The organism is Paratissierella segnis, assembly GCF_014385195.1.
GTDB classification, from domain to species: domain Bacteria; phylum Bacillota; class Clostridia; order Tissierellales; family Tissierellaceae; genus Paratissierella; species Paratissierella segnis.
The window spans coordinates 1-12,919 of sequence record NZ_JACRTG010000004.1; the positions used below are offsets into that span (position 1 = coordinate 1).

Sequence of the window (12,919 nt, forward strand, 5' to 3'; positions counted from 1 at the left end):
GGTACAATATACTTAATCAAACGACCTTTGAAAGAGTCGGTTTTAATATTATATTACTTTGTATTCTTTTACCAATTATTAATTAAAGAATGAGAATACACAAAATTATTTACACTGCCGATTTTTATACATATTATCAATTATGTCTGCTGGTCAAATCATCTAATAAATCCGATGTAAGTTTATTTATATCCTCTAATTGTCTATTGAGTTTTCTGAACTTCTCTGATAGTTTCTTATCCTTCGGCTGAGCCAAATCATTGGAATTGATCAGCATACTTATACTTGAAGTATATTCCATATTTGAAAAGTTATTTTCCTCAATTTTTTTTGCCTGCTTAATAACTTCTTCCATAGTTTTTTTATTTTCCATGGACAACCATTCCTTTCAAAGATGATACAGTTAGTATGATGAAAAGGAGTGAGAATTATTACATATCCTAATTAAATTTATCGTTTAAAAGTTAAACGATAAATGAAACGTTAGGCTAACGGTGCATTTTAAAGTAAAAAAATAGCCCTAAAGGCTATTTCCTGTTTTCATCATCTACCCATTCTTTAGCTTCAATTACAGCATCCTCCGTTGGTATTGCCACTTTTGAATCGGGTATTTTACATTCGGTTTTATAATATACATCGGTTGCAGTATCTTCCATCTTTGAATCCTTATGCATTCTATAGCTTCCTTCGTTAGGTCTCTTAACAGGTTCTTCTAATTTAGAAGGATTACGAGGTTCGTCCTCTATTATGCGGTTCAAACCATTTACATCAATCTTTTTTTCTTTCATGATATCACCATCCTTTATATATATCTACCCAAAGTGATTAAAAAAATTCAAGCATAAATTAACAAATAAAATTATTAATTTGCTTCAATCAGTTTAGGTAAAGGTAAATAGCGGCTTATTCCCATGCTTTTCATTTCTACAGTGCCATCTTCGTATTCGACGGTTATACTTGATTTCACATTTGCACCTTTCAATCCTTCTATAACGGTTTTCATTTCGCCTTTTTTAAGATTTTCATTTTTTACATATTTAATTGAAGGCTCTACGATATCCCTAATTTCGTGATTCCAAGTGACTCTTGGAGGCTTTTGGATTCCGTAAAACGCCATGTATAGCCGATTTTCTATTAACTGAGACCAGACTAAGATATTTCCATCTGTAGTATTTTTAAATCTAAAATCCTTAACACCAAAAGCTACTGTAGCATCTTGCCCATAGGGCACATAGTTTACAGGCATAGAGTGATTGTGTCTTTCTACAATCTCAAGATTAGATAAAGCCACTAGATTATAAAGAGTGGTGGCGATTTTACAAACTCCGCCTCCTTCAGTCATTATAATTTTGTCTCCTATATATGAAGCGCCTTCTCTAAATCCACGTTTTTCTGTATAGGGACCAATGGAATTATTCTGCGAAAATATATTTGATGGTTTTATAACTTTACCTTTAATACCTTTGGCGGCTAATGATACATTATATTCCTCGCCTGGTAGAGGATTTTTTAAAACAGCGCAAAATCCTGCCATTAGAATGGGAGTATCGTATTTTTCTTTTGCTTTTAAAAAATCTTCATCATTTCTCCAAGGAAGATTGTCGACCTCACCGGAGACTTCAGGGATATCATAATTTTCTATCGTTTCATTTAACAATATGTTTGATTCTATTTTTTCTATTGCAAATATATTTTGGGGAAAAAGAATTATTATTGATAATATAAAGATATAGAATTTGTCCTTTTTCATATATATCCTCCAAAAATTATAATATGTATAGTTTTAATCAACTGAAGATATTATATTCAAAATTAATGAAAATACATTACAGAATACAGCTAAAATAATTAACTTTATTTAGGAATATGAGGTATAATCAAGATGTGAATTGCCGATTGCAAACCTAAGGATGAGGTGATAAAGGTGAAGAGAATTGAAAAAGTTTATGAAATTGTATCAAAAATCTGTATGAAGGAATATAAGGAAACAGGAGAAATAAGAGGACTATCTGCAAGTGAGATAGCAGATATATTAGGACTTCAGAGAACGAATGTATCAAGTGATCTAAACAAATTATTTAAGGATGGCAGAATAGAAAAGTTAAAGGGAAAGCCTGTACTTTATAAGGTAAATAATTTAAATTTCCTCATAGAAGAAGAGAAGGATAATGTAATAAAAGATGATAAAGATATATTCAGTAAGATTATCGGAGAGAATCAGAGTCTAAAAAATGCCGTTCAACAAGCCAAGGCAGCAATCATATATCCTCCGAATGGATTGCATACCTTGCTATATGGAGAAACAGGCACAGGAAAATCAATGTTTGCAGAAATTATGTATAAATATGCCAAAGAAATAGGGAAAATAGGCAAAGATGCACCTTTTGCAGCATTTAATTGTGCAGACTATGCAAATAATCCCCAATTACTTATGGCTCAGCTTTTTGGTGTAAAAAAAGGAGCATATACAGGAGCAGAAGAAGAGAAAATCGGGGTAGTGGGAAAGGCAAATAAAGGAGTGCTATTTTTGGATGAGATACATAGGCTTCCTCCGGAAGGGCAAGAAATGCTTTTTTACCTTATTGACAAGGGAATATACAGAAAGCTCGGAGAACCTAATGCTGATTATCATTCTAAATTATTGATAATTTGTGCTACCACAGAAAATATAAATTCAACGCTTTTGAGGACATTTATTAGAAGAATACCTATGATAATACAATTTCCCCCGTTAAAAGACAGAACAATAGAAGAAAGATATCAGCTGATTGAGAGGTTTTTTAAATCTGAGGCGGCATGTATTAAAAAGGATATATCTGTAACCGCAAATTCCATGAAGGCGCTTTTGCTTTATGATTGTCCTAATAATATTGGACAGCTTAAAAGCGACATAAAGCTTTGCTGTGCAAAGGCATTTCTCCAAAGTAAAACTGATAAGGATAATAAAATTTGTGTACATAGTGAAGACTTGCCCGGATATGTATTGCGAGGGGCTCTTAAATATAAAGAAAATAAAGATGAAATTGATAAACTTATTAAGAATAAGAGTGTAATAAGTTTTACAGTTGATCAAACAAATTCTTTATATAATAATGGTGATATGAAAATCTACAATTTTTATGAGGCACTGGAAGAAAAAAGAAATACATTAAAATCTAAAGGGCTGAGTGAAAACGATATCGATATTGTGATGAGTCTTGATGTAGATACTTATTTAAAGCGATACATCCTCAATACAGAAAATAAAAATCTAGAAGCTTTATATAAGGTTGTAGATAAAAGAATAGTTGATATAGTTGAAAAATTTCTAAAAGAAGCTGAAGAAAGATTACATAGAGAATTTAATTCCAAGATATTTCATGCACTTTCAATGCATTTAGCAAGTTCAATAGAAAGAATTAATAGTGGAAAGAAAATTGAAAATAATCAATTGGAGGATATAAGGAAACATCATAAACTGGAGTATGATGTAGCTATTGGACTTAAAAATGACTTAAAAGCTAATTTAGATATCAATTTACCTGATGATGAAATTGGATTTATAGCCATGTTTTTATATATGGATCAAAAAGAAGATGATAGTGAAGGTAGAGTTGCAGTGCTTGTTGCCATGCATGGAGAGTCAGCAGCTACTTCTATAGCAGATGTGGCCAACCGCTTGCTGGAAGAAAAACATGCAGTTGGTTACAACATGACTTTGGATGAGAAACCGGAAAAGGCATTGGAAAACATCATGGGTGTTGTTAAAGAAATAAATGAAGGGAAAGGTATTATTTTTCTGGTGGATATGGGGTCTTTGGTGTTTTTTGGTGATATGATATACGAAAAAACAAAAATACCTGTAAGAACAGTTGAAATGGTTTCTACACCTATAGTGCTTGAGGCCACTAGAAAGGCTTTATTAAATTCATCGCTGGAAGAAGTGTATGATTCCTGCATCAAGTTAAGTCCATTTACTGGAAGAATATATAGAGATAGTATTAAATTTAGCAATAAATTAAAAAATGATGTGATATTGACAGCCTGTATCACAGGAAAGGGGACTGCAATAAAATTAAAAAATATATTAGAACAAAAAATAAATGCTTCCGGTTATGACATAGATATAATTCCTGTAGAAGTATCGGACAATGTGATTTTTAAAAATAATATTCAGAAAATTAAACAAAAGAAAAATATTTTAGCCGTTATTGGACCTTTAGATCCTAAGGAAGAAGATATGATATATTTTTCTATAGCTGATACCTTTAATGAGGACAAGTTAACTCTTTTAGAAAATAGTTTCGAAATTTTAAAAGTTATAAATAATATGAAAGATGTGGTAGATAAAACAATTGATATTGACGCTTATATGTATATTGAAGGTTTTAAAAAATTTTATATACGTCTTTTTAATTCAGGTGTGCCAATTACCGAAAATGTTGTTCTGGGGCTTATACTGCATATAGGTTGTGCTGTGGAACGTGTATTAAATGAAAATGAAACAATTCATACGAAAAATAAAGAGGCTATGATAAAACATCATATAAATGAATTTAAAATTATAAAAAATGCTGTTATACCTATAGAAAGCTTATTTAATATAACATTTTTAGATGAGGAGTATGTAAATATAATGAAAATTGTGTATCAATTATAATACACATAAGTGTATCAATCGAAATTTTTAGCAATACACATAAAATATGTGAAACGGATTCTTCTATAATCGCCATTACTCTTAGGTTCATAAAATATGGCATGAAAATTGCTTTATAAAATTATGATAAAAATTTAAATATTTTAAGGAGGATGTATCATGGATAAGTTTATGGACTTTTTTCAAAAAAAGTTGATGCCTCCATTAGTTAAGGTAGGCAATCAAAGACATCTTGTGGCAGTACGTAATGGGCTTGCATTGACCATCCCATTTATCATAGTAGGGAGTATTTTTCTTATTATTGGTAATTTACCATTTACATGGTGGGAAGACTTTATAGGCGGTTTCGGAGATAAGTTGAATGTGGTTGTAAACAGTTCATTCGGAATATTGGGGATTTTAGCCTCTATAGGAATCGGATATCATTTGGCTAAAGGATATGACCTTGATCCCATTACAGGGTCGGTAATTTCGCTTACAGCTTTCTTGGTAACTCAGGTAACAGAGGATTATCAATTAGATACTAGCAATTTTGGGGCAGAAGGTTTATTTACCGCAATAATTGTTTCAATATTAGCTGTCGAGATATTAAGGATATTTGTAAAAAGGAAGATGGTCATCAAGCTTCCCAAAGGAGTGCCTCCAGCAGTTGGAAATTCATTTGTTGCATTAACTCCTGCATTAGCAGTTATGATTATTTTGTGGATGATTAGAGTTGTCATAGGATTTGATATAACATCATTTATAACCAAAATATTTAGCCCTTTGGTATTTGCGCTTAATACATTGCCAGGAATACTAATATACAGTCTGTTGGTTACTTTGCTTTGGTCAGCAGGTATTCACGGAGATATGGCACTTGAAGGAGTGGCAGATCCTATATTTCTACAATTTTTAACTGTAAATACTGCAGCATTTATGGCTCATGAACCCATACCATACATTACAGCCTCAGGATTCTATTCTTTATTTGTTAACGTTGGTGGTACAGGGGCTTCCTTGTGTTTGGTATTATTAATGCTTAGATCCAAGAGTAAACTTTATAAGTCTTTAGGCAAAGTAGCTTTCCCGTCAGCTTGTTTTGAAATCAATGAACCGGTTATATTTGGATTTCCAATAGTTTTGAATCCATTAATACTTATACCATTCACAGTTGTACCATTAGTTCTAACGGCCTTATCCTATTTATTGATGAATTTTAATATAATAGGTAGACCTGTGGCAATGGTTCCATGGACAATGCCGCCGATTATAGGACCGTTTCTTGCAACAGGAGGAGATTGGCGTGCAGCTATTTGGTCAGCTCTATCAATAGTTATAGCAACTTGTATCTATTATCCATTCTTCAAGAATGCAGAAAAGCAACAATTATTAAATGAATCAAAAGAAGAAACGGAAAAATATTCAACAATTGAAGCATAAATTACAGCTTCTTTGTGTCTTTATTACAACGAAAGGAATGATAATTAATATGAAAATATTATTAATGTGTGCAGCGGGGATGTCAACAAGTTTATTGGTAACAAAAATGGAGGAATGTGCTAAACAGAGGGGCATTGGCGATATAGTAATTGATGCAGAACCGGTGGAGGATTTAGATAAGTATGTTGCTAAATATGATGTCTTTTTGTTAGGACCTCAAGTGAGATACAAAGAAGAGTGGGTTAAAAAAATAATTGAAGGTAAAGGCAAAAAATATGCAAATATTCCACCACAAGTATATGGACTGGTGGATGGCGAAAAAACTTTAGATTTAGCATTGAATTTACTCAAATAGGACGAGATATTGGAGGCATGATATATGAGCTTAGAAGAAGTGGTATTTACAATAATTAGTCATGCAGGAGACGCGAAATCATTGTGTTTTGAAGCACTGGCAATGGCGAAGAAGGGAGAGTTTGAGAAAGCAGATGCTCTTATAAAAGATGCCCAAAATGAGCTCTATGAGACACATAATATACAAAACAGCATGATACAGAAAGAGGCATCCGGGGAAAAACTAGAACTATCATTACTTCTAATGCATGCGGAAGATCATTTAATGACTGCTATATTGGCGAAGGATCTGATTGAGGAAATGATAGAGATATATAGGGAAAATAAAAAGTATAAGGAGGCGGTGGAAAATGACGACTAAAAAAGGACTAAAGATAGCCACTATAGGTGGAGGGTCAAGCTATACGCCGGAACTTATAGAAGGCTTTATAAACAGATATGAAGAGTTACCCGTAAAGGAAATTTATCTTGTTGATATAGAAGAAGGGAAAGAAAAGCTTGATATAGTAGGAAATCTGGCTAAACGAATGGTAAAAAAGGCAGGTTTAGATATCGATATACACTTGACTTTGGATAGAAGAGAAGCTATAAAGGATGCTGATTTTGTAACCACTCAATTTAGAGTAGGTCAATTGGACGCAAGAATAAGAGATGAAAAGATACCATTGAGATATGGTTCTATTGGGCAGGAAACTACAGGAGCAGGTGGTTTTGCGAAGGCTCAAAGAACTATACCTGTTATATTGGATATATGTAAAGATATAGAGGAGTTATCCCCAAATGCGTGGTTGATTAATTTTACAAACCCATCCGGAATTGTAACAGAAGCAGTAGTTAAACACAGCAATGTAAAAGTAGCAGGTCTATGCAATGTACCCATCGGAATGGTTAATGATAGTGCGGATATGCTTGGAGTAACGCCCGATAGAGTGTATATAGATTTTGTAGGGATTAACCATCTTTTATGGGGAAGAAAAATTTATCTTGATGGTAAAGATATAACGGACAATTTTATAGAAGAAGTAGCCGCAGGAAAATCAAGTACTATGAAAAATATTCCGGATCTTGATTGGGATCCTGATTTTATAAGATCATTGGGAATGTTTCCATGCTCATATCTTAGATATTATTATTTAACAGATGAAATGCTTAAAGAAGAACAAGAATCAGCTAAGCTGGAAGGAACAAGAGGAGAGGTAGTTAAAAAAATCGAGCACGAGTTATTTGATTTATATAAAAAACCTGATTTGGATATAAAGCCCCCACAACTAGCTGAAAGGGGAGGAGCACATTATTCAGATGCTGCTTGTTCGCTGATTAATTCCATATATAATGATAAAAAGGACATTCAAATAGTTAACGTCAAAAACAATGGAGCTATTTCCGACTTGCCTGATAATGTAGTTATAGAAGCAAATAGCATTGTGGGATTTAAGGATATTAAGCCAATAAATATAGGCAGTATCCCCACTAGAATAAAAGGGTTGATACAAGTTGTTAAAGCTTATGAAGAATTGACAATAGAAGCAGCTGTAACAGGGGATTATGATACAGCTCTCCAAGCCTTGAGTGTACATCCATTAATTCCTTCAGTGACTGTAGCTAAAAAGATCTTAAATGATATCATAAAAGAAAATAAAGAGTACTTGCCTCAGTATAAGTGAAAATCGAAAGCCTGTTGAATGAAATTTCAGCAGGCTTTTACGATTGATGAGGGTATAATTCTAATCACCAATATTTACAATTTAATTACAATAAGCCACGAGATGATAATATATTTTGAATTTATGATATTATTAGATTAACTAATTGCAGTATATGTTTAATCTCATATTCGAAAGGGGAATGATTAAATGAAAAAATCAATTATTATATTCATGGCTATTATAATTTCACTGACGGGATGTAAGTCTCAAGGGGCGACGAATGAACCTCCTGAGGTATCAATAAATATTGGGGGGAAGCAAATACAATATGCAGTTGAAAAAAATAAATGGAATGGAAGTGTTTATGATAAAGAAGATATCTTTAAAACGATACTAAAAAAGGGTATAGATATACCATCTATTGAAATTGGTGAAACTACTGAAATTGAATTCAAAAACAATCCTCCCGAACAGCTTGAGATATATGACATTTTATTGGATGACACCGGAAGTCAAATATATGGCGATGAGATGATAATTAATATTCCTGTTGAATTAAAGGACGGAAAGGCTTCATTCGAGATAAATACTCATATGGCTAGTTATTTAAGCTCACTTTATGTTGAAGACAAGAAGGATATCAGGGGTTTTAAAATGATTGCTTCGTGGGGGGACAATGAGTGTGAATACGGATTTATAATTAAAACCGGCAAAGAGATAGATAGATCTGAAATATCAGAGGAAGAAAGAAAAAGAATAGACTTATATGTAGATGTTATGGAGGCTGCATTTTTAGAGGAAAATGGTGGGGATTCATTTTTAGCTGTAAATCTAGATACCTTAGAGGGATTAAGTGATACAGCTAAGGAAGCTGTATTAGAAAGACTTAAAAGCCTGTCAGCTAATGTATATGATATTGAAGATGTAAAAGATGATAGTGCAAAATTTGAAATGGACGATCAGAAAGAATTAATTAAGTCAAAAGATGGGACATTGCTTTGGATTGAATTAGAAGAATATAAAGACAATAAAGCGACTATAACAGGAGTTTCATGGTTTGGAAATTTAGGAGCAGTTTTCCCAAAATATGAGGCAAGTTTTAAAAATGATAAATGGGAGTTAGAACTTATAAGTATGGCGATATCTTAAAAGCATATATATTAGATTATATTTAGAAAAGACAGGTTAGCGGGGGTCTAACCTGTCTTTTTAAGGGGTGTTATAGAGTATTATACAGGTCTAAACTTTTTGGCTGTTTAGTTTTCATCTATAATTATAGATGAAGAACTAATAATTTAAATTTATGGCACAATATATATATATTCAAGAGGACATATTTAGGTGTTAATTAAAGTGAAATTAAAAAATAATTACTCTTCACTATCTTTACTATCTTTAAAAAACGGAGATTCTTCGTAAGCAATGCTTATACTGCTCGACTCACCCTTAGACTGCAAAGGGTACACGGCAGGACGACCCAAGGGTCGATTGTGAATTGTGAACTGTGAATTAATCGAAGGATTACATTTATGTTATAATATATATAATGATTAATACGGGAGATGATTTTTTTGGTAAGTCAAAGATTAAAAAAAGATTTAGAATTTATTGTTGAATTGGACAAAATGAAATCCATATTTAGAAGGACCAGCGTAATAGGCGAAGACAGACAAGAAGATGATGCTCAACATTCTTGGCATATATCGGTGATGGCAATGATCCTATCTGAATATGCTAATGAAAATATTGATACATGTAAGGTAATCAAAATGCTTTTAACCCATGATTTGGTGGAACTGTATGCAGGTGATACATTTTGTTATGACATAGTGGGCAATATGGATAAAAGGGATAGAGAAGTGAAAGCAGCAGATAAATTATACGGAATGTTGGAAGAAGATAAAGGCAAAGAATTAAGAGCTTTATGGGATGAGTTTGAAGAGCAAAAAACACCTGAATCTAAATTTGCCGCAAGCATGGATAGATTACAGCCTATGTTAAGTAATTACAATAATAATGGCGGAACATGGAAAAAATATAACGTGGCTAAAGAAGATATATATAAAAGAATTTCGCCGGTTAAGGAAGCTTCAAATGAATTGTGGGAGTTTGTCGAGTATATGCTGGAAGATGCTTATAATAGGGGACTTATCAATCATTAAGGATTGGGGAAATAAAGAATAAAAAGCATAGGAGGTCTTCTGATGAAAGTGTTAGTAACAGGTTTTTCACCATTTGGCGGAGAAGATATTAATCCTGCGTATGAAGCAATAAGGGGATTGGAAGATACGATTCAAGGGGCATTGATAATTAAAAAGGAAATTCCCACAGTATTTGGAAAGTCCATAGAAGAATTAAATAAGATAATTGAAGTGGAGAATCCCGATATTGTAATATGTGTTGGACAAGCTGGGGGCAGATTCGATATAACTGTTGAAAGAGTAGCCATAAATATAGATGATGCCGGAATTGCAGATAATGAAGGCAATCAACCAATAGACAGAAAAATATATGAGGATGGAGACAATGCTTATTTTTCATCCCTTCCCATTAAAGCTATAGTGAAAAACATTAAAGATAGCGGCATACCTGCTGGTATCTCAAATACTGCAGGGACATATGTATGCAATCACCTTATGTATGGACTATTATATCTTATTAACAACAAATACACTCGTATAAAAGGCGGATTCATACATGTACCATTCTTACCGGAACAGGCTGTTTCAAAAAGAAATACACCCAGTATGAGCGTTGAAAATATTACAAAAGGTCTAAAACTTGCAATAGAAGCATCTATTAAATTTCAAGAGCCTAATTAATGCTCTATTTATTTGCAAAGAAGGTTTCTATTGTGAATTGTTTGTAATTGGATAGAATTGTCATATAAATTTAAAAAAATTTATTGACATAAATAAATCAACCTAATATATTGTATATGGCGTATATATACAATATTTTAATTTTAAGGTGAATTTATGGATATAATAATAAGCAATTCAAACAAAAATCCAATTTATGAACAAATTGCTTCCCAGATAAAAAACTTGATAATCACAGGTGAGCTCAAGGAAGGAGAAGCACTTCCATCTATGCGGCTTCTTGCAAAAGAACTTAGGATCAGCGTTATTACCACTAAACGTGCATATGAGGAGCTTGAAAGAGATGGATTTATTGAAACTGTGACAGGCAGAGGAAGCTTTGTAGCAAGTAAAAATTTAGAATTCATTAGGGAGGAACATCTTAGGATGGCAGAGGAATATTTGCAAAAAAGTGTAGATATAGCTAAGAGCAGCGGTTTAACTTTAGATGAACTAATGGATATTTTAGAGACTTTATATGGGGAGGAATAAGATGGATATCTTAAAGGCAGAAAACCTTACTAAACACTATTCAGGCTTTAGTTTGAATAAAATCAGCTTCAATTTACCAAAGGGCAGTATTATGGGACTTATAGGGGAAAATGGAGCCGGCAAGACAACTACCATAAAACTATTATTAAATCTAATTAAAAAAGATAGCGGCAAGATAACGATATTTGGCTTAGATAATATAAAACATGAAATGAAAATCAAACAAGACATTGGAGTAGTGCTGGATGAAAGCTCTTTCCATGATAATTTAAAACCCAAAGATATATCTACCTTTATGGGAAACATCTACGATAAATGGGACAATAAAAAGTTTTTTGATTATCTAAATATATTCAATTTACCTCAGAATAAGATTCTAAAAGATTATTCAAAGGGAATGAAGATGAAGCTTTCAATTGCAGCAGCTTTATCTCATAATCCAAAACTACTTATTTTAGATGAACCTACAGGAGGGCTTGATCCTGTGGTAAGAAGCGAGATATTGGATATATTTATGGATTTTATTCAGGATGATGAGAAGTCAATATTATTTTCAACTCATGTTACCAGCGATTTAGATAAGATTGCAGATTATATAACATTCATTCATAAGGGCAATTTAGTGTTTACAGAGTCAAATGATGAAATAAATGATAATTATGGGATTATAAAATGTGGAATAAATGAATTTAACAAGATAGATAGGAAGGACATTTTAGGTCATAGGAAAAATAAATTTGGATATGAAGTATTAATCAATAATAAACAAAACAGCATATATAGGGATTTTATAATAGATCCGGCTAATCTAGAGGACATAATGCTATATCATATTAGGGGGGATATCAATGAAGGGTCTGTTGATTAAAGATTTAATAAATTTGAAGAAAAGCTTTGGCACCATAATAGCTATGATAGTATTATATTTCTTATTTGCATATCAATCAGGAGATCCGAGCATTTTAGTCGGAATGATTGTTTTTCTGTTAACCATGATGAGCATAACCTCAATGTCATATGATGATATGGCAAAGTGGGATAAATTTGCATTATCAATGCCTATAAGTAGAAAGACTATAGTATATAGCAAATATATCCTTGCAGTTTTATTATCTTTGGCAGGTTTAGTCTTGTCAACAGGTATAGGATATATAGTAATCCTGTTAAAAGCAAAGATGAGTATCCAAGAATATTTAGTAGCGTCTTATGCTATTTTTGTTCTATCAATGGCATTTATCTGTATAATCATTCCCTTAATATTCAAATTCGGGGTAGAAAAAAGCAGGCTAATGATGATGGGAGCAATAATTATACCTATGATAATCGGATATGTTATCAGTAAGTCGGGGATTTCTATGCCAAGTGAAAATCAACTTATGACAATATTGAAGTTATCGCCCTTATTAGTAGTGTTAGCCTTATATATTTCAAGTACTATTTCATACAATATTTATAAGAAAAAGGATTTATAGATAATGGCGTGCATACATTGCACGTTTTTTTTT

General features: G+C 32.5%; 14 protein-coding genes. 11 read left to right on the forward strand and 3 right to left on the reverse strand.

Translation table 11 applies throughout. From position 1 onward, the window contains the following. Positions 1 to 136 precede the first annotated feature (136 nt). The 3 genes from H8707_RS01285 to H8707_RS01295 all read right to left on the reverse strand — a co-directional run bounded on the left by H8707_RS01285 (position 137) and on the right by H8707_RS01295 (position 1,750). Positions 137 to 373: a hypothetical protein gene (locus H8707_RS01285; protein WP_262428338.1), complete on the reverse strand. Its 237-nt coding sequence runs from the start codon at positions 371 to 373 to the stop codon at positions 137 to 139. Positions 374 to 527: 154 nt separating this feature from the next. Beyond that, positions 528 to 788 carry a DUF3787 domain-containing protein gene (locus H8707_RS01290; RefSeq protein ID WP_262428339.1) on the reverse strand — a complete coding sequence of 87 codons (261 nt, stop codon included), beginning with the start codon at positions 786 to 788 and terminating at the stop codon, positions 528 to 530. Between the two features lie 74 nt (positions 789 to 862). Then, positions 863 to 1,750: a VanW family protein gene (locus H8707_RS01295; protein WP_262428340.1), complete on the reverse strand. Its 888-nt coding sequence runs from the start codon at positions 1,748 to 1,750 to the stop codon at positions 863 to 865. Positions 1,751 to 1,924: 174 nt separating this feature from the next. Here H8707_RS01295 and H8707_RS01300 point away from each other — a divergent pair, with 174 nt between their 5' ends. From H8707_RS01300 to H8707_RS01350, 11 genes are all read left to right on the forward strand, one after another. Then, positions 1,925 to 4,639 (forward strand): sigma 54-interacting transcriptional regulator, encoded by a 2,715-nt coding sequence (locus H8707_RS01300; RefSeq protein ID WP_262428341.1) that lies wholly within the window; start codon positions 1,925 to 1,927, stop codon positions 4,637 to 4,639. Between the two features lie 159 nt (positions 4,640 to 4,798). Then, positions 4,799 to 6,061, forward strand: a complete 1,263-nt coding sequence (locus tag H8707_RS01305) for a PTS sugar transporter subunit IIC (protein ID WP_262428342.1) — start codon at positions 4,799 to 4,801, stop codon at positions 6,059 to 6,061. A 49-nt stretch (positions 6,062 to 6,110) separates the two neighbouring features. Beyond that, entirely contained in the window at positions 6,111 to 6,416 is a 306-nt protein-coding gene (locus H8707_RS01310) for a PTS sugar transporter subunit IIB (protein WP_262428343.1), read from the forward strand. 24 nt (positions 6,417 to 6,440) lie between these two features. After that, the gene (locus H8707_RS01315; protein ID WP_262428344.1) at positions 6,441 to 6,776 is read left to right on the forward strand and encodes a PTS lactose/cellobiose transporter subunit IIA; all 336 of its coding nucleotides are present in this window, start codon (positions 6,441 to 6,443) and stop codon (positions 6,774 to 6,776) included. After that, positions 6,766 to 8,079 carry a 6-phospho-beta-glucosidase gene (locus H8707_RS01320; RefSeq protein WP_262428345.1) on the forward strand — a complete coding sequence of 438 codons (1,314 nt, stop codon included), beginning with the start codon at positions 6,766 to 6,768 and terminating at the stop codon, positions 8,077 to 8,079. Before H8707_RS01315 ends, H8707_RS01320 begins: the two co-directional genes overlap by 11 nt. Positions 8,080 to 8,268: 189 nt before the next feature. After that, entirely contained in the window at positions 8,269 to 9,210 is a 942-nt protein-coding gene (locus H8707_RS01325; RefSeq protein ID WP_262428346.1) for a hypothetical protein, read from the forward strand. Between the two features lie 422 nt (positions 9,211 to 9,632). Next, positions 9,633 to 10,223: an HD domain-containing protein gene (locus tag H8707_RS01330; RefSeq protein WP_262428347.1), complete on the forward strand. Its 591-nt coding sequence runs from the start codon at positions 9,633 to 9,635 to the stop codon at positions 10,221 to 10,223. Between the two features lie 42 nt (positions 10,224 to 10,265). After that, positions 10,266 to 10,883, forward strand: coding sequence for a pyroglutamyl-peptidase I (pcp, locus tag H8707_RS01335; protein ID WP_262428348.1), 618 nt, complete (start codon positions 10,266 to 10,268; stop codon positions 10,881 to 10,883). A gap of 156 nt (positions 10,884 to 11,039) precedes the next feature. Next, positions 11,040 to 11,414, forward strand: a complete 375-nt coding sequence (locus H8707_RS01340) for a GntR family transcriptional regulator (RefSeq protein ID WP_262428349.1) — start codon at positions 11,040 to 11,042, stop codon at positions 11,412 to 11,414. A 1-nt stretch (position 11,415) separates the two neighbouring features. Beyond that, entirely contained in the window at positions 11,416 to 12,282 is an 867-nt protein-coding gene (locus H8707_RS01345) for an ABC transporter ATP-binding protein (protein ID WP_262428350.1), read from the forward strand. Further along, positions 12,263 to 12,886, forward strand: coding sequence for an ABC-2 transporter permease (locus tag H8707_RS01350; RefSeq protein ID WP_262428351.1), 624 nt, complete (start codon positions 12,263 to 12,265; stop codon positions 12,884 to 12,886). The genes H8707_RS01345 and H8707_RS01350 overlap by 20 nt, the downstream gene beginning before the upstream one ends. The last annotated feature ends 33 nt before the right edge of the window (positions 12,887 to 12,919 follow it).

Coding starts and splice junctions, on each gene's coding strand:
- H8707_RS01290 (WP_262428339.1), bottom strand. CDS start 788: ATGAAAGAAAAAAAGATTGATGTAAATGGTTTGAACCGCATAATAGAG.
- H8707_RS01325 (WP_262428346.1), top strand. CDS start 8,269: ATGAAAAAATCAATTATTATATTCATGGCTATTATAATTTCACTGACG.
- pcp (WP_262428348.1), top strand. CDS start 10,266: ATGAAAGTGTTAGTAACAGGTTTTTCACCATTTGGCGGAGAAGATATT.
- H8707_RS01315 (WP_262428344.1), top strand. CDS start 6,441: ATGAGCTTAGAAGAAGTGGTATTTACAATAATTAGTCATGCAGGAGAC.
- H8707_RS01285 (WP_262428338.1), bottom strand. CDS start 373: ATGGAAAATAAAAAAACTATGGAAGAAGTTATTAAGCAGGCAAAAAAA.
- H8707_RS01295 (WP_262428340.1), bottom strand. CDS start 1,750: ATGAAAAAGGACAAATTCTATATCTTTATATTATCAATAATAATTCTT.
- H8707_RS01340 (WP_262428349.1), top strand. CDS start 11,040: ATGGATATAATAATAAGCAATTCAAACAAAAATCCAATTTATGAACAA.
- H8707_RS01350 (WP_262428351.1), top strand. CDS start 12,263: ATGAAGGGTCTGTTGATTAAAGATTTAATAAATTTGAAGAAAAGCTTT.
- H8707_RS01305 (WP_262428342.1), top strand. CDS start 4,799: ATGGATAAGTTTATGGACTTTTTTCAAAAAAAGTTGATGCCTCCATTA.
- H8707_RS01320 (WP_262428345.1), top strand. CDS start 6,766: ATGACGACTAAAAAAGGACTAAAGATAGCCACTATAGGTGGAGGGTCA.
- H8707_RS01345 (WP_262428350.1), top strand. CDS start 11,416: ATGGATATCTTAAAGGCAGAAAACCTTACTAAACACTATTCAGGCTTT.
- H8707_RS01310 (WP_262428343.1), top strand. CDS start 6,111: ATGAAAATATTATTAATGTGTGCAGCGGGGATGTCAACAAGTTTATTG.